Raw genomic sequence first — 17,599 nt, 5'->3', positions numbered from 1 at the left:
CGGTTGATATATATCATCTTAACTTATCATAAAACAAGTTTCCCGCCATGTGTGGCGGGAAACATATTATTGTGCAAAGATGAATCTGAGGGTGACGCCTGCCCGCGTCGTCGTGATCGGGAACGAGTTGGTGGTGTATGGTATGCTCTGGCGCCTGTCGTAGAAGAACCTGAGGGTGAGTTTGTCGCTGATGATATAGTCTACAGACGGCGATATAGTGATCACCTTTTGGCCACGGGTCGTCACCGCAATGTTCTGCGCCAGGTAATTGTTGGTGGTCTTATCGTCGCGCAGCCCTATATCCATTTTGATGTTCAGGTCGTTATCCAGTTTCTTCACGCCAAACAGTTCGAACGGCAGCACCAATCCACGAATGCGGTAACCGGCACCAACCACATATTCTGTACTTCTTGTTTCGCTCACCTGGTAGTCTACCATGCTCAGTGCCACAGTACGTGTTTTACGCAGGTCGAAACGTGCTGTGAAATTATTCTTAAACGAGGCATCGATACCGATCATCGGGTTCAGCTGCTCAGAGAAGGTAACGTTCGGCACCTGGTAGAAAGGTACGAAGTTGCCCGAGTTAGAGTCAAGGAACGACGGGAAGCCAACACTATAAATATCCTGGAAGAACAATGCTGATACAAAACTATTCATTGCCAGCGTACCCGTGTACGTGTGATTCAGTACCAGGTTGTTCATATACTGGCTAAACATTGGCAGCTTAGACAGACCATTATATGTTACGCGCCAGTTCGGCTTAGGCGTATAATATTTGAATGGATTACTGCGTACATTATTGTTGTTGTGGTCGACCAGCGCAACGTCGCTGGCGCTCTTACCACTGTAAGCGGCTATGAATGCCGGAACCAGCACATCCTGCGAATAACGTCCGTAGCCTTTTGAATAGGTCGGATCGGCAGGGTCAGGGATGCCACCCGAATACGGGTTGTTGCGTCCAAGCCTTTCAGAAACTATCTCACGATTTTTAAGGAACTGCAAATAAACGCCAGAATTCACCTCTGAGGGTTTGAACATCGTACCTAAACCAATATAAGAAACCGTGAAGGCACCAGTTTCATAAGGACTATTGTGAGTGAACGGCAGGCCATTGTTGGTAGTGTCTTTGAACAGTTCGTTATGTGTTTTACTGAACGTACGTGTAAAGCTGATGTCTGCACGCAGGTCGGCGATCGGTTCTACCGTTGTTGTAATATTCAGATTCTGTGAGTACTGCTGCTGGAACTGTGAATTGAACAGCGTATCGCGGCTCAGACGGTTTTTGAACGACTGCGTTTCGAGCCATGCTCTGTCTGGCTGGTAGCCATATACAAAATCAAATCCGGGCGCCAAGGTCTGGTCGTTTACACCCATATACCTGGTGCTATCCATATAGCCCGGCAAAACGGTACCAGAGTTCTCGGTCAAAGACACAGTGCTACGCCTTACCATTGTCAGCAACCTGCCAACAAAACGTTCGCCTCCTGATACCGACATAGGCGTGTTACGTTTCTTTTGACGAGCCAGTTTGCGATCGCGCTTTTCTTTTGCCTTTTGCTCTTTACTCTTCGCCACTTCTTTCGCTTTCATCGACTTGCGCAAAGAGTCAAGTTGCTTGTCTGTAAGATTAGCAGTGTTGATCACTTCAGGTTTTGTTGTATCTGCTGTTTTCGACGAGCCCGGCTTATTGTTTCGTTGGCTGGCGCGCAAGTCTTTTACTTTCTTTTCGTCAGCTTTTTTATCCGGCTGATTGCGGCCGGTTGGTCTAGGCTGGTTTACTGCACGCAACCAGCGATTTTTATTATAGAGCTGCAGGAAGTTAAGCTCGGTATTTACCTGTTTGGTTTGCGTGTTACCGATCGTGTTCCCTAACTCTTTTGTCAACAACGATGCTGCGGTCCAGCTATAGTTAGCGCCGTAAGTCAGCCTGATGCTCGTCCAGTCTGTGATCGGCAGCTTTTGCAGCGGCACATTATAGCTAGCATTGAACTGCTGTGTGTAATAAGTATTACGACCAAATGTCTCGATCTTGTCAATAAGCGAATCGCGTTTTTCTTTGGTATCTATACGTCCAATCGGCTCATCAATGCGCGAGTTGTTAGTAGCAGTATAGTCGAACGACAGCGAGCGTGACAATTCCCAACGCATAGTATACAACCTGGTCCACGTAAAGTTTTTGAAATAAGTTGGTTTGATCTTAACGATCGCGTCAGACACATTTCGAACCATTGTTTCATCAACGATGCGGTTCATATCGCTACGAACGGAAACGTTGGCAGGTAGCAGGTTAAAATTGAAGTCTTTGATCAGTGAGAGCCATTTAGACTTTGAACGCACTAACGATTTGAACGGCTCTATTGGTCGTGATTTAATATTGTATGTATAACCAAGGCCAAGGCGCTGGTTCACCAGTTCATCCGACTCGATTATAGGGTTGCGCTTGAACTGTTTGTTGTATGCATAGTTCAGGTCAAAGTTCTTCACACTCCACGGCATCACTGTCTTATTCTGTTTTTCAGGATTACCCAATACGCGAACGTTAGACAGGTTAAATGATGTTATAGATGTGAAGTCCTGCGCGATTTTCCTCAGTGAATCACGTTGCGCCTGATCGCGCGCATTATCCAGCTTATCCTTGAACGTCACGTCCAGGTCGAACGGATCGTATTGCGGATTGCTGATATTCTCTGAATATCCAACAAACACAGGCAGCTGAACGCCCCACTTGCGCGGCATGAGTTTTCCTACGTTGACATTGGTAGACGCGTTGTATTGATAGAAATCATCGCGGAAACGCTGGTTCAATTTCTGGTCGATATTACCATAACCTTGTGTGTGCATACTACCACTCAGATTCACATTGCCAAGATCAGCCAGTTGCACAGTCACTTTACCTGCTGCTGCATAACCCGGCTTTTCATTCAGTCCTATCATGCGCAGTTCGTTGAACCATACTTCAGCACATTTTGCGAGGCCATCATCGTTTGGTGTTTCTGCACTCTTCAGCGGATTGCGGATGCCAAGCATCACAGTTTTGGCCTCGCCAATATTCGGGTTACCCAATATTGATATGATATTGCCCTTGCTATCTACCGTTTCGTATGGAATGAAGCTTTGTATACCCTTGTTATTCCTTTCGGTTTTTACCTTCACCAGGTCTTCGAGTATAAGGTCAAGGCGGTTTTCCTCCGGCCATATTACATCTGCCGAACTGTTACCATTCGGAGTTACTTTCAGCGGTACCTGGTACTCATAGTAGTTGGTCGTAAAGTCGCTACCGATACGAATAACAGCACGCAGATCGCCATCGCGCAACGGCTGCTGGCCTATACGAGACTCAGCATGGATAAACATACGCAGTCCTGAGAACTGACGCATATCTACGCTCACCTCTTTAAATACAGCACGCGCGTCACCATCTTCCAGGTTGCACACCTGCAATGCCAGCGCCTGCTCGTTCAGCTGCACTGTTTGCGCGCTGGCTACCTGTGCATTCTGACGGCTTACACCCGGAGGCATCAGGTATGGGATCGGTTGACGTTTTGTATTTTCTTCAACACTTACTGATGTAACGGCAAATTCTGTTTTATCCGGATCTGTGATCGGAACTACGATACGCGGATCACGCATAGAGAATTGATAACGGCGCCAGTTGTTACGACCCAATTCCATGCGCGCAAAACGAAGCACCACGCTATCCTCAAAACCATTCAGGAACATACGCATAAAACGTATAGACCTGAAGTCGGAAATATTACCGATTTTATGGCTGTACTCGCGGATAGGTATTTTCATCTGGTACCATGTTTCATTTTCGGTAGTACCGTTAGGAAGCTTCACAGGCGTAGTCTTCTTATCAATGATATAATTGGAACCCACCTGCATGTCAGGTGTGAAGTCTATACGATATTGATAATAATCTTCAGCAACGTTCAGCGTGTTGTCGCGGTTGATATCTTCTGATTCCGGTACGTTAGTTCCACCAGATGCAAGACCAGTATTTGAACCTGACTCCACAGGTGCGTTACCATGTGGGTTGCTGAAACGTTTATAGCGCTCCAATACAGGTGTGCTTGCGGGGTAATCATAAATGTATTTGAAATCATCGCTTGACGGATCGTCGTTGATAGACTTGTAAGCAGTAGCATCAACTGCTCCCTGAGCAGCCGCTAGGTAGTTAGCAAAATGGCTGCGTTCAGCTTCATTATTCAAACCATCATAGCCTACATCCTGTAAAGCTCTCGATGCTGGATCTGTTTCAAACGCCTTGGTGATCTCATTTGAAAATTTCGGAACATTGCCCCAAACTGTCTTTACCAGCTTGGTATTGTCTTCGGGATAAGGAATACCATTCTCAAAAAACTTCCTCTCGTCCTTCAATACATCTTCAGAAACGTTACCAAGGTTGATATAGAGTGAACCACCATTAGCATCCGGATTGTTGATGAACGGATCCATCACCCAGAGTTCGATAAACTCCACGTTGGCCTGTTCAAAGTCACTATTATCAATCGGGCGCATAATACCGCCCCACCTCGTTTCAGGTCGTGCAAGCGAACCATCCGGGTTCAAACCTTCTGACACCGCGCTGCGGGTAACGTCATAGTTGTACGGGCCGCGCTCTTTAGGATAAAATGCAAGATCAAGTGTACTTAGTGCATTCTGTAAAGCGTTTGTAGATTTCTCGGGGAATACTTCCTGCTGCTGTACCAACCTGATGTAGTGCTGGTTAGGGTCTTTCTTTACGTGGTCGGGTATTCCGTTGTTCCCATCTACCAGCGTAGGCTCCAGGAAATACCAGGCCAGCTTCGCCCTGTTTTTGCCATATGCCAGGTTTTCGCTGGCAGTTGCTTCCGGCAATATTGATCTATTCGTTTTATCAAGGGCGCCTACCGGTGTAGAAGAAAGCTTCCATGCTGTTGCGGGAAATTTCAGATCGTATGAACTACGGGTACCTTCAAAATCGTCAATATATACGGAGCCTTCAGGATCGAGTGCATTGATCTGCTTTGAGTGACTAGGCAACAAGCCTGCTACCTCCCCAGTTACATTCACAAACGAAGGCGCAGTGGTCGAAAACAGCGGCAGCTGATCAAGCGCACGCGTCAGCGCAGGAAATTCAGACTGGTAGTTCGCATCAACACCTATTACTGTATTTTTTATCGGGTCTTCACCAAAGGTTGTTTTATTCGTGAACGGCCGCTCAGTAAGACGCATCAGGGTACTACCTATCGAAAGCTTGTCGCTGAAATAATAATCAAGCCTTGTCCCTATGAAGTTCTGTGTCTGGAAACCAAAAGTTGCATTGTCTTCATACTGCACATTGATCGGGATGCCTGAGTTAAGGATACCTGAGTTCAATATTTTCAGCCTACCAAGGCCATAGTCTATCTGGTAGTCTACATTCTCTACCAGTTTCTGCCCACCAGCCGAAACCGATACAGACCCCTGAGGGATATTAAAACCACCAAGGAACACTTCTGAAGAAGATGCAGATTTGTAAGAACCTTTGATGACGTAACGGTTGTTTTGCTGGAACTGCCTTGCTACTGTTTTTGTTGAATCGTAAAGGATAGTGTAGAGATATTTCTTATCCAGCTGAGATCCACCTCCCAGTTGTGGTTTCAGATCATCACCAAACGGCTCCAGCAAGGGGAACATGATCTTGCCTTGCTGTGTGTTGATCGTAATACCTTCTACAAAGTCAAATATACCATCGGGTGCGGGGTCATTCTGGAAGTTGAGGCGATCGAGGTTGAACATTTCCAATAGCAACTTACCTGTATTCGGTCCCTCGGGAAAATAGCGTTTTTCACCACCGCCCGGATCCTGGTACAATACGTTCAGCCTGAATTCCTCTTTAGAAACACCAAGGCCACCTAAAGCATACACGTTCTTCATCATAAGGTCCCACACGGGCAACTGCGGATTGGGTGCAGTGCCTTTCAGCAACTTCAGGAAGAGTGTTTTTTGATCGTTCGAATTTTGGTTGGTGTTGTTGGTTGGTGGCAGATCTTCTGCAAACTCACCCACCTGGTACACTTTACCGTTGTAAGTATAACGATATGCAACAGCGAGTACGTCGTACGGATTAAGCTGAGTGTTCAGCGAGATGTAACCGAGTTGCGGGTGAAACGAAAATTCTGACGGGTTCAGCTTACGTGCAGTAACCGGGAAGAACTCACGACCATTAGAGTCACCCAATGACTGAACTGCAGAGATGTTGGATCCCTGGTTACGGGCAAGCGGGTTTTGCAACAACTGGCTGTACAAGTTGTTTTGGCTATTGTCGGGCAATCCCATAGGTATTCCCCTTACTGCACCCCGGTGCATCTGGTTGTAAGGATTCTCCTCACCAAGGTCCATAAACGCAATAACGTTACGGATACCTTCGGTGGCACCGGTAGTATTGGTAACCCAAACCTCGATCTTGTTGATCTGCACCAAAGAGCTGATGAGCGGATAGCGCTCCAGTGCTTTGTTGTAGTTATTACGGAAATAATGACCTAACAGGAAGTGGCGGTTCTCTTCATAGTCGTCGGCCTTGATGGCAAATTGCTGTGTTTGCGAACCGCCTTGTATAGTAAGGCTCTGGCGTTTTGAGCGCTGTTGCGACAAGACACCAGTAACCCAAAGTTTACCAAACTGCAGCTGTGTTTTGATACCGAACAACGATTGCACACCGCTTATCAAACTGCTATTGAGCGGGAAGCTCACGCTACCGGCTTCAATTTTTTTAATGATCTCGTCTTCTTTACCTGTGTACTCCAGCTTCTGTATGTTCTGGTAGTCGAAGGTTGCTTTGGTATTATTGCTGATGTTCAGTTTCAACTTATCGCCAACAGTCGCCAGCAGGTTGATGTTCATCTGCATGTCGAAGTCGAAGATGCCGTACTTCTGTGCACGTGCAGGCAGTGTTGGATTTTTGATGTTCTGCCAGTTACCTCCAAAGGTCACGTCAACGTTACCTTGCGGACGTACAGAGATCGTATTGCCACCAAAGATGCGGTCGAACAGACCTTCTTTGTACATGGTAGGCAGCTGAGGTTTCTTGTTGAAAAGAGTGAGGGCATCGAGTCTGCGTTTCCAGTAAGCTTGTTCATCCTGCTGGCCCTGGTATTTCAGGTACTCGTCCATGGTGAGGTAGTTCGGGTTTCGAATGAACTCATCACCTATTTTTTCAGTAAAGTAGTATCGGCCTTCTTCGGGATCGTATTCTACCGATTTCTCAACATTCGAAGGACTTTTCAGATCGATGCTTGAAGGAACTTTTTCGCCGGGAACGCCGGTACGGTCATATATCGGGAACCTTAAACGACGTGTTGTATCAGTGGCCGGAGTATCAGGAGCTGGGTCTGGATTATCGAAGGTAAAATCTTCGTCATGCCCACGCGCAGCCGCATTGGCTATAGCAACAACCAATGCAATGAAAAATAAAAATTTATATCCGAAATAGCTATGTCCCTTCACTTCAGTTCTTAGGTTTATAACACTCGTAGTGCCTGTTTGATCAAATCTTCTACAGACAAAGAGGAAGCATTATTTATTTTCCTAATTGCATTCTCTGCTACAGCCTTATTAATGCCAAGATTTACCAAAGCAAATAACGCGTCATCCTCGGTCCTATTGTGCGTGGCTTTCGACGTTAACATAGAATTATTTTCAACAGATAACTTGCCTTTCAACTCGAGAATGATGCGCTGCGCGGTTTTAGCGCCAATACCTTTGACCTTCTCCAACGCTTTACTGTCCTCGTGCGAAACTGCGCGGTCAAGTTCGGCGGGCGTAAGCGACGATAAAATGATGCGCGCCGTAGCCGCACCCACACCACTTATGCCTAACAACAGCCTGAAAGTAGAACGCTCCTGCTCGTCGGCAAAACCATATAACACCCAGGCATCTTCGCGTATCTGCAAATGGGTAAACAGCTTACAACTCTCCTGCGACTGTATCTTGTCGTAGGTTTGCAATGTTGTATGCAATTCATATCCTATACCATTCACATCAAGATATAGTAGCGACGGGGTTTTATAAGTGATCGTCCCTTTGAGGTAAGCAAACATATTCTCTGTTTCTAAAAATAGTTTTTTAGCCCAAACACATTGTCACAGATATGTATGTAATAGCATACACCCTGCACACAATGCACCGGCCACATTTCTTCTGAAAAAAAGAGCGGCATGTGTTAACATACCGCTCTGTAAAATAATGATTTTTTTATCGAATTAGAACCACCAGGGGCTCTTATTATTCATAATCTTATATATGAAACTGATGGATATCGAAGAGTAACCATCCTTTACTTCTTTATTACCGCGGGTGCTCCACTGCCTGCGCTCAATACCTGGCTGGAGCTCGTATGATTTATCATAGAGTGCTTTGGCTACAGCAGCTTTTTCTGGTGGCAGGTAGCGATCAAAATAATCTTTACTTGCGAACTCAGAACTTACGTTATCAAGCCTGTCAGTAAACGTGATACGATAAAGGTATTCGATACCCAGTGCATATTGATCACCGATATCCCAACGCAGACCAAACCCTAATGGCACATTAAGCTGCCACAGCGAGGTTTTCATCGAATAATGTTCTGTTGGTTTTCCAGTTGGCGTCTGGCCCTCACCTTCCAGGTGCAGGTCATGTACATCAACCCATTTCCTGTCGCCAGTCCGCTCATTAAGCAGCGAGCTTTGAGGTTTGAAGTGGAAACCGCCCACACCCGCCAAAATGTAAGGTTGCATGCGTTTTTGTGCAGCCCTTGATTCAGAGTTGCCACGCAAAGGGTTGAACTCCACCATCAGGTTTGCTTCCCAGATATTGGCGCGAACGTCCTGGTTGCGCAGGTAGCGCTGAAATGCATCTTCTTCTGTAGATTTTGCTTTTTCAGCTTTATCCTGGTTCCAGTTGTCGTTTGCATATAAGGTACCATAGTTGATACCGAAACGTGCAGCCAGCATAGGGTGAGCGAGGTAACGGCCAAACATACCGCCCATAAAGCAAGGCTTATCCCAGTAGTTGCTGTTACCATAGTGATCAACGATACCTTGAGTTCCGATATCGCCCCACAGGTCGGTCATACCAAAGTTTATGCCCAAAGAAAAGCCGGGCATTTCCACGTATTCACGCGGTATTGCCGGCTGAGCAGCAGCTGTAAAAGCAGCAGCGCTCACAGTCAGGGCTAAGAGGCTACGGACAATGTTTTTCCGCATTTGCTACAATAATTTAGCGTTGAAGATAAAAAATTATTTTCCTTTAAATACAGGTTTTCTTTTTTCGAGAAACGCACCAGTACCCTCTTTAGCATCTTCAGTATCAAAGCATTCACCAAAACGCTTGATCTCATTTTCGAAGCCATTGGGGTCTGATTTTGCCGCCTCGTTCACACAAGATATAACTTTTGTGATTGCCAAGGGAGCTTTTGACTGTATTTTTTGCAGCAGCTCTTTAACCTTGGGCAATAACTCGGCCTGTGGCACTACGTAGTTTACCAAACCCAGTGACTTAGCGTCGTCGGCACCGATCATGTCGCCGGTCATCATCAGCTCCATGCTTTTGCCTTTACCTATCAGCTGTGTCAGCCTTTGTGTACCGCCATAGCCTGGTATCAGGCCCAGGTTCACTTCCGGCTGGCCAAATTTGGCGTTCTCGCTGGCCAGGCGGAAATGACAGGACATCGCCAACTCGCAGCCACCGCCCAGAGCAAAACCGTTTACCGCCGCCACCACAGGTTTCGGGCTGTTCTCGATCTTGTCGAACACTTTTGACTGGCCAAGGCGTGCCAGGTCGGCACCACCGTCGCCTCTAAGGCTCGTAAATTCTGATATATCGGCACCGGCAACAAAGGCTTTTTCGCCCGCACCGGTAATGATAGCTGTTTTTATTTCTGCATTATTATAGACCTCGTCCATGGCTTTCCCCAGGTCGGCGATCACGTCCTTGTTCAGGGCGTTCATCTTGTCTGGGCGGTTGATGGTGATAGTAAAAATGCCATCCTGCAGTTCGGTCAATAACGTCTGGTACATATAATATCTCTTATGTGATGATAATTAAAATAACTCGCTGCGGTGTTCGTGCACCCATTGGTTAATGTAACCAGCGATTTCAGAAGTAGGCGCTCCGGGAGCAAACAGTTTGCCGACACCTTGCTCATTGAGTTTTTGCATATCCTCGTCGGGAATGATACCACCACCTGTGAGCAGCACATTCTTCAACCCTTTGTCTTTCATCAGCTGCATCACTTTAGGGAACACTGTCATATGCGCACCGCTCAGAATGCTGATGCCGATGGCATCCACGTCTTCCTGCAAGGCTGTCGCTACCACCATTTCGGGCGTCTGGCGCAGGCCGGTATATATTACTTCCATACCTGCATCACGCAAGGCGGTTGCAATTACTTTAGCACCACGGTCGTGACCATCGAGCCCAACCTTTGCCACCAACACGCGCACGGGGCGCTGCATCTTATCTGTCATATCTTGTTGAAAAAGCGGATAAAAGTAATAATTTATAGATTGGATTGCATCTAATGAGTATTTTAGACTATCAGTAATACCGAACCTTATGAAAAAACTACTATTTCCCCTCCTAGCGATCTTTGTTTCAATTAGCGCCGTCGCGCAATCATGGTATATCAAACCAACTGTGGGTATCGGTCAAACTAAACTGACCAGACAGACACCATCCTATTATGAAAAGTCTATGTTCTTCAAGGGTGAGCTAGCGGCAGGCAGAGAGATTGGTAAGATCAGGATCGAAACGGGACTTGGTTTTCTTAATCCTAGCTACGAACTTAAGGGATTAACGTTCGAAGACGATTTCAATCTTCAGACAGGGCAGGCAATAGCTCACTCTGACATCGATTACAACTTTAAGTATGCCTATTTACCTATAAGAGCAGCATATAGAATAAAGATATTTGCTGGGCTTTCAGTTGTTCCTGCTGCAGGTATCGCCGCGCTTTATAACATCCAGGCAGAGCGCATAGTCACTACCACAAGAACAACTCCCCCGCCCTTTAGTGCCAAGCCACAGGTAAATAAGCTGGGTGCGCTTGCCGACGGAATGCTATTTGCAGAATACAGGGTTGGCCCAGTATCAATTACCACAGGTGTATCATATAAACGTATGGTTAATCCTACTTTTAAGAACGGGAGCGATCGCTTTTATTTCTTCTCTGGAGACGCTGGTATTTTATACCATTTTTAACGCTGCGGCATCTCTTTCCAAGCATTTACCCTGCTCTCCGCACCAAGTAATAAATAGCCGTTAATATGCGAGTTGTCGGTATTTAAGCTAAATTAGGGTCTAGCATCTTACACATGAAAAAGCTATTCATCCTAATCTCATTATCATTCTCTATTGCAAGTTCTGCCCGCTCGTGGTACATTAAGCCCCATTTGGGCATTGGCCGCAGCTTTAATTCCGAGTTAATGGACAGGCCTGCATCAATCACATTCTATAAGGGCGAATTGGCAACGGGTATCGAGTTTAGTCGGCTAAGAGTCGAAACAGGCCTTGGTTATGTTAACCCCGGATTTAAGATTGTAGGTTTCATGGGCGCCAGCAAATATGTAAACCTCCATTATAGATTTGGCTATCTCTATTTACCTATCAGGGTAGCGTACCAAATAGATCTTTCTCAAAGGTTATCAGTAGTACCTGCAGTTGGTATTGCCCCTTCATACAACACACGCGCAAAACTAACAATGACAACAGCCGGCGAACCTGACCAAACTAACGACGTTCTTAATGTGAAAAAAATGGGTGCATTTGCTGATGCGTCAGTGTTTTTGGAGTATAGGATCGGCGCTTTTTCGGCAATCGCAGGCATATCCTACAAGCATATGATAAGCAATATAGTGAACGGCGGTTCTCGCTTTTATTTGCTCTCCGCTGACGCCGGCATCTTGTACCGTTTTTAGCCCTGCGGCATCTGCATGCAAACATTTACCTTTGCTCTCCGCAACCAAGCATCTATGAGCGAAGAAAGGTCACTCAACTTTTTAGAAGAGATAATCGAAGAACACCTTAAAGAAGGAAAGTACGAACATATACACACGCGTTTCCCGCCGGAACCGAATGGCTACCTGCATATAGGCCACGCCTCGTCTATCTGCCTCAACTTCGGCCTGGCAAAGCGATACAACGGCAAATGCAACCTGCGTTTTGACGATACCAACCCGGTAACCGAGGAAACAGAATATGTGGAAAGCATTAAGAACGATATCAAATGGCTCGGCTTCCAGTGGGATGGCGAGTACTATGCTTCCGACTATTTTGAAACTTTGTATGGCTTCGCCGTTGACCTGATCAAAAAAGGACTGGCATACGTGGATGATAGCTCAGCAGAAGAGATAGCCGCCATGAAAGGCAATACTATGGAGCCGGGTAAAAACAGCCCTTATCGCGATCGCAGCATTGAAGAAAACCTGAAGCTGTTTGAAGAAATGCGCGCCGGCAAATACAAAGACGGCGAAAAAACACTCCGCGCCAAGATCGACATGTCACATCCGAACCTGTTGCTCCGCGACCCGCTGATGTACCGCATCAAGCATGCACACCACCACCGCACAGGCGATAAATGGTGCATCTATCCCATGTACGATTTTGCCCATGGCGAAAGCGATAGCATCGAACATATCACCCACTCTATCTGCACACTGGAGTTTATACATCACCGTCCATTATATAACTGGTTCATCGAAAAACTGGGTATTTACCCCAGCCAGCAGTACGAATTTGCCCGCCGCAACATGACGTACACCGTTATGAGCAAGCGCAAGCTGCTACAGCTGGTGAACGAAGGTCATGTTGATGGCTGGGACGATCCCCGTATGCCAACGGTGAGTGGTATGCGCCGCCGCGGCTACACCGCCAAAGCGATCCGCCAGTTTAGCGATACCGTAGGTATAGCCAAGCGAGAGAATATGGTAGACGTGGGCCTGCTGGAATTCTGTGTACGCGAGGACTTGAATAAAAAAGCCAACCGCATGATGGCGGTGCTGGACCCGATAAAGCTGGTGATCACTAACTATCCGGAGGGCCAAACCGATGAGCTTGACCTGGAGAATAATCCAGAGGACGAGAATGGCGGCACCCGAAAAGTTCCATTTAGTAACGAGCTGTGGATAGAGCGCGAAGACTTCATGGAAAACCCGCCAAAGAAATTTTTCCGCCTTGGTCCCGGCCTGATGGTACGCCTGAAGGGTGCTTACATTGTAAAATGTGAGGATTTCAAAAAGGACGCCGAAGGCAATGTGACAGAGGTCCATTGCACTTATATACCGGAAAGCCGCAGCGGACATGATACAAGCGGTATCAACGTGAAAGGAACAATCCACTGGGTGAGCGTACCACATGCGAAAACCGCTGAGGTTAGGTTGTACGACCGCCTGTTTAAGGTAGAAGACCCATCGAGCGAGGAAGGCGATTTCAAAAGCTATATCAACGAGAACTCGAAACACATATTGCCAGCGATATATATAGAGCCAGCACTGGCCACCGCTCAAACCGGCGATCACTTCCAGTTCCTCCGCAAAGGGTATTTCTGTGTAGATACTGATTCAACCCCGGAACACCTCGTATTTAACCGCACCGTGGGCTTGAAAGATACCTGGGCCAAGGAAGCGAAGAAACAATAATAGATAAAGCAATAAGAAAAAGGGCAATGCATAACAACATTGCCCTTTTATATTTTATTTAGCAGCGATCACACTGATTTCCACTTTCACACCTTTAGGCAGACCGGCTACTTGTACAGTCTCACGAGCGGGGGGATCTTCTTTAAAATAACCTCCGTATACTTCGTTCACTTGTGCGAACTGGCCCATATCCATCAGGAAAATGGTTGATTTGAGCACGTTCGAGAAATCCATTCCGGCGGCTTTAAGGATCGCCTGCAGGTTTTCCATTACTTTTTGGGTTTCTGCTTTGATATCTCCCTGTACCAGCTCGCCGGTTGCTGCGTCCAGCGCTATTTGGCCAGATATAAAGAGCATATTGCCAAACTGCACGGCCTGGTTGTAAGGGCCAATGGGTGCAGGAGCAGCGTCTGTACCTATTATCTTTTTTTCCATAGTCGCAAATGTACAGCGTACCGTACTTTTGCACCACTATTCATGGATCATATTTTACTTATAGATACTTCGGCTGAAACAGGGACCGTAGCCCTGGCTACCGGTGGCAAGGTAGTTAGCCAGCGTAGCAGCTCCGATTCCCGGAATTTTGCAGCTATTATTAATGGTCTCATCGACCAGGTATTGGCAGAAGAAAACATTAAGGCCTCAGACCTTTCGGCGATAGCAGTCTGTGGCGGTCCCGGCTCGTATACCGGCCTAAGGATTGGCTTATCGACGGCAAAAGGTCTTTGTTACGCGCTGGACAAGCCCCTTATGATGCATAACCGGCTCTTTTTGCTGGTAGCCCAGCAATATTATAAGAATTTGTTAAAATATGACAATTATACAGCAATTCTACCTGCACGCGATAAGGAATTCTTCATAACCACGTATAACAATAAATTGCAAGCTGTACAGGAGCCTACCCATGCTTTTGAAGCTGATATCCAGCCTATTCTGGCTGAAACGGCAGGAACTATTTTCGTTACAGGATCGCAAAATCCTTACCTGGAAAGCCTTTCAGCCGACGGGCGTATCCATGTTGAACCGAATGATATTTTAGATATTCATTCATGGGCTCATTACGCATTTCAGCAACTGGATTGTAATGGTTTTGTCAATTTGGCCAACTCAGAGCCCTTTTACCTTAAAGATGTGTATACTCATAACAGCAACAAAACCAATACATTAAACAAGTAATACGGTAGTGTTTAACATATTTTAACGGTGGTTTAACAGTCATTACGAATATATTGTTGTTTCATATTTCACTATGTCGTATGTTTGCATTCAGTAACGGTGTATCTACATAAGTTACATTATTTTAATAAATTATTCATAACCTCTGTAAAATTTAAATGGAAATGGAAACCACAATGTCAGCAAACACGCTGGTGATTCGCAAAGATGAAGGTTCGAACGAACAGATTAAGCTGGACTACATGGCAGTGAAAAGTGCAGCAATGACACTGAGGGCAATTAACCACAAATTGCGTCAGCAGATCATTAAACTGCTGGAAGAAAATAGGCGCATGAATGTTACTGACATTTATGTTAAGCTGCGTCTGGAACAATCAGTAGCGTCTCAACATCTAGCTATTCTTCGTCGCGCTAATATTGTTATAACTGAGCGTGATGGTAAATTCATTCACTACGCCCTGAATCATTCGCGTATCGCCTCTGTGGCAAAATTTGTAAACGAACTGGTGAATTCTGACGAAGCTTAATGATATTATCTTCTAAATAGATTATCCAGAGAGAGATTGAACCCCGCCAAATGGCGGGGTTTGTTCTTTTAAGCTCAGCTGTTCTTGATCTTGTTCCAGGTATCGTATAGCGCTTCCTGGGCAGGTCGGTCGGCTGGTATTTCGGTAAGGGCCTCGGTAGCTACCAGGCTAGAATGACAATCGGCGGGAAGCGTCTGGTACAACCGTGTACCCTTGGTTTTCCAGTCGATCATGTCATCGCTTACTTCTTTAATGACCTTACCGGGGTTGCCTACCACCAGCGACCGGCGGGGTATCTTGCTATTGGCCGGCACAAAGCTCAATGCGCCTATGATACATTCGTCACCTATCTCAACCTGATCCATAATAACGGCATTCATGCCCACCAGCACATTACGGCCGATGGTTGCACCGTGTATGATGGCTCCGTGGCCTATGTGGGCGCCTTCCTTCAAGGTAACCGTGACACCGGGAAACATATGTATCGTACAATTTTCCTGCACATTACATCCGTCTTCAATTATAATACCTCCCCAGTCGCCACGCAGGGCAGCACCCGGACCTATATATACATCCTTACCTATTATTACATTGCCCGTAACGGCAGCCTGTGGATGTACAAAAGAACTTGGGTGCACCACAGGGGTAAAACCTTTAAAGCTGTAGATCATGTAACGAAATTAAGCGGGAATTTGGTTTTAGCTATTCGCCGGTCTCGAAATTCGGGGCATCGACCGGTTTGGATTGTGGGGAGCCTTTCTGCCGCAAAAAGATAGACAAGACGACAATAGCGAACACCGAAAGAAATTCACTTTGCCAGTTTTGGAACGATTCGAACCAAAGGCGGCTGTTGTGCAAATATTGCATGGCCGTTTCCTGCGGCAATCCTTTTAAGGCTTCTTCCTCATTATAATCTTTCAGGCTGCCGTACCAGTGTAGTACGAACGATAATATAAATAATAGGAAGAGCGTATAACACAATGAATGTTTATAGATAGCCAGGATCAAGCCTCCTTTTCTAACTGGCCATGGAGCATCCTTTTTGTTGGCATCCGGTTCGCGGTCTACCTCTTCTTGTTTTTCCGGGTCTTTAGATTCGCTGCTGCCTTTTTGGTATAGGAACATTGTTAGCACGACGAACAGCGCCATCTGCAAAAACTCGCTCTCCCAATTTTCGAAAGTAGACTGGAAAAAATGCCCTGAAGTAAGGTAATCGCTCATAGAGATAGCTACTCCACCTTCCTGCTGCATTTCCTGGTTATGCTCTTCATGGCCGGTTACTATTTGCCCGACGATGCTAAACAAAAACAAAACTAAAAGTGTAATAGACAGGCTGTTGTTTTTGAGCCATTTCATATGGCCGACCGGTCAAAAAACTATACCAATATTATATAGCTGCTTTAGGCTTCAATACCCTCAAAGCCATCTATGCTTTGGTTACTTGAACTGGTACCGCCAAAACAAGCGACTGGTATTTCAATCGGGACTATCTGTTTGTCAGGTGTTGTTCCGGCTTTGTTAATTCTGGTCCGGCCTTACCAGACCATTGCCTGTAGTTGTACCGTATCCACATCATCAATTCCATATCAGATGCAGCACGCGCATAGTCATATGGCATGGGATGAGCAGTCATAAATTCACCAACACTATCGCCCGTAAGACCTGTGAGTTTTGTCACCAGTTCAGGCGTGTACCGTGAATCGACATATCGTTCATTCTCCCATTTATTAAAATTCTTCTGGAAATGATACAGCTGTTTGCTACGACCATTTACTTTCTCGGCCAGCATCGACACCGGGCTCATGAAGTTTGATTTTTCCCTGGCCAGTGCACGCTGGTAAGTCGAGTGCCTGCGCACGGAATCTACCTGGTAAGGAGTGTAATCCGGGCGTATCACTACTTCGTTTAGCTGGATGCTCGAAGGTTCAAGCTCAACACGGACCTTTACGGTGCCTGCAGTTGGCGGCATGTTGCGCCTGCCGTCTTTATATCCAAGGAAAGAAAAAGCTACTTCCTCCCCCGTTTTAGCGGGGATGGTAAACCCGCCATTCTCATCACTGTAGGTTGATACCTGGGTAGCAGTATTGACAATGGTGACACCATATAAAGGAATACCGGTCTGGGCGTCAGCGATCACACCGCTCATCGTTTGCGCGTTTACCGCAAACCCGGCTATTATCAGTAATATGGTTAACCATTGTCTCATACAACGAAGTAAAGATAATAACCACGCCAGCGCACGTAAGTGATACTGAATAA

At 46.3% G+C, this 17,599-nt stretch carries 14 protein-coding genes; 5 read left to right on the top strand and 9 right to left on the bottom strand.

Annotated elements, in window-relative coordinates:
• Positions 1–66: 66 nt before the first annotated feature.
• The 5 genes from sov to P2W83_RS08520 all read right to left on the bottom strand — a co-directional run bounded on the left by sov (position 67) and on the right by P2W83_RS08520 (position 10,469).
• Positions 67–7,470: a T9SS outer membrane translocon Sov/SprA gene (sov, locus tag P2W83_RS08540; protein ID WP_276133298.1), complete on the bottom strand. Its 7,404-nt coding sequence runs from the start codon at positions 7,468–7,470 to the stop codon at positions 67–69.
• Between the two features lie 14 nt (positions 7,471–7,484).
• On the bottom strand, positions 7,485–8,063 hold the full coding sequence (gene ruvA, locus P2W83_RS08535; RefSeq protein WP_276133297.1) for a Holliday junction branch migration protein RuvA: 579 nt from the start codon (positions 8,061–8,063) through the stop codon (positions 7,485–7,487).
• A gap of 162 nt (positions 8,064–8,225) precedes the next feature.
• The gene (locus P2W83_RS08530) at positions 8,226–9,206 is read right to left on the bottom strand and encodes an outer membrane beta-barrel protein (protein WP_276133296.1); all 981 of its coding nucleotides are present in this window, start codon (positions 9,204–9,206) and stop codon (positions 8,226–8,228) included.
• Positions 9,207–9,239: 33 nt separating this feature from the next.
• Entirely contained in the window at positions 9,240–10,019 is a 780-nt protein-coding gene (locus tag P2W83_RS08525; protein WP_276133295.1) for an enoyl-CoA hydratase/isomerase family protein, read from the bottom strand.
• A 24-nt stretch (positions 10,020–10,043) separates the two neighbouring features.
• The gene (locus P2W83_RS08520) at positions 10,044–10,469 is read right to left on the bottom strand and encodes a cobalamin B12-binding domain-containing protein (protein WP_276133294.1); all 426 of its coding nucleotides are present in this window, start codon (positions 10,467–10,469) and stop codon (positions 10,044–10,046) included.
• Positions 10,470–10,557: 88 nt separating this feature from the next.
• Here P2W83_RS08520 and P2W83_RS08515 point away from each other — a divergent pair, with 88 nt between their 5' ends.
• The 3 genes from P2W83_RS08515 (at position 10,558) to P2W83_RS08505 (ending at position 13,637) form a co-directional block, all read left to right on the top strand.
• Positions 10,558–11,202, top strand: coding sequence for a hypothetical protein (locus P2W83_RS08515; RefSeq protein WP_276133293.1), 645 nt, complete (start codon positions 10,558–10,560; stop codon positions 11,200–11,202).
• A 113-nt stretch (positions 11,203–11,315) separates the two neighbouring features.
• The gene (locus P2W83_RS08510) at positions 11,316–11,918 is read left to right on the top strand and encodes a hypothetical protein (RefSeq protein WP_276133292.1); all 603 of its coding nucleotides are present in this window, start codon (positions 11,316–11,318) and stop codon (positions 11,916–11,918) included.
• A 54-nt stretch (positions 11,919–11,972) separates the two neighbouring features.
• A complete protein-coding gene (locus P2W83_RS08505; protein ID WP_276133291.1) occupies positions 11,973–13,637 on the top strand; it encodes a glutamine--tRNA ligase/YqeY domain fusion protein in 1,665 nt (554 codons plus the stop codon).
• Positions 13,638–13,691: 54 nt separating this feature from the next.
• Here the strand turns inward: P2W83_RS08505 and P2W83_RS08500 are convergent, their stop codons facing one another.
• Complete coding sequence (locus P2W83_RS08500) at positions 13,692–14,072, bottom strand: RidA family protein (RefSeq protein ID WP_276133290.1); 381 nt, start codon at positions 14,070–14,072, stop codon at positions 13,692–13,694.
• A 42-nt stretch (positions 14,073–14,114) separates the two neighbouring features.
• Between P2W83_RS08500 and tsaB the strand changes: the two genes are divergently transcribed.
• Together tsaB and P2W83_RS08490 are read left to right on the top strand one after the other, a co-directional pair.
• Positions 14,115–14,813: a tRNA (adenosine(37)-N6)-threonylcarbamoyltransferase complex dimerization subunit type 1 TsaB gene (tsaB, locus tag P2W83_RS08495; protein ID WP_276133289.1), complete on the top strand. Its 699-nt coding sequence runs from the start codon at positions 14,115–14,117 to the stop codon at positions 14,811–14,813.
• 164 nt (positions 14,814–14,977) lie between these two features.
• Entirely contained in the window at positions 14,978–15,340 is a 363-nt protein-coding gene (locus P2W83_RS08490; protein ID WP_276133288.1) for an ArsR/SmtB family transcription factor, read from the top strand.
• 74 nt (positions 15,341–15,414) lie between these two features.
• Here P2W83_RS08490 and P2W83_RS08485 read toward each other — a convergent pair whose 3' ends face one another.
• From P2W83_RS08485 to P2W83_RS08475, 3 genes are all read right to left on the bottom strand, one after another.
• Positions 15,415–16,011: an acyltransferase gene (locus P2W83_RS08485; protein WP_276133287.1), complete on the bottom strand. Its 597-nt coding sequence runs from the start codon at positions 16,009–16,011 to the stop codon at positions 15,415–15,417.
• Between the two features lie 31 nt (positions 16,012–16,042).
• A complete protein-coding gene (locus P2W83_RS08480) occupies positions 16,043–16,696 on the bottom strand; it encodes a DUF6766 family protein (RefSeq protein ID WP_276133286.1) in 654 nt (217 codons plus the stop codon).
• A 130-nt stretch (positions 16,697–16,826) separates the two neighbouring features.
• Positions 16,827–17,546: a carboxypeptidase-like regulatory domain-containing protein gene (locus P2W83_RS08475; protein ID WP_276133285.1), complete on the bottom strand. Its 720-nt coding sequence runs from the start codon at positions 17,544–17,546 to the stop codon at positions 16,827–16,829.
• Between the last annotated feature and the right edge of the window lie 53 nt (positions 17,547–17,599).

The organism is Polluticoccus soli (assembly GCF_029269745.1).
In the GTDB taxonomy this organism is placed as follows: Bacteria; Bacteroidota; Bacteroidia; order Chitinophagales; family Chitinophagaceae; genus Polluticoccus; species Polluticoccus soli.
The sequence above is the reverse complement of the archived record's forward strand: the minus strand, read 5'-3'. Positions and strand labels throughout refer to the sequence as shown.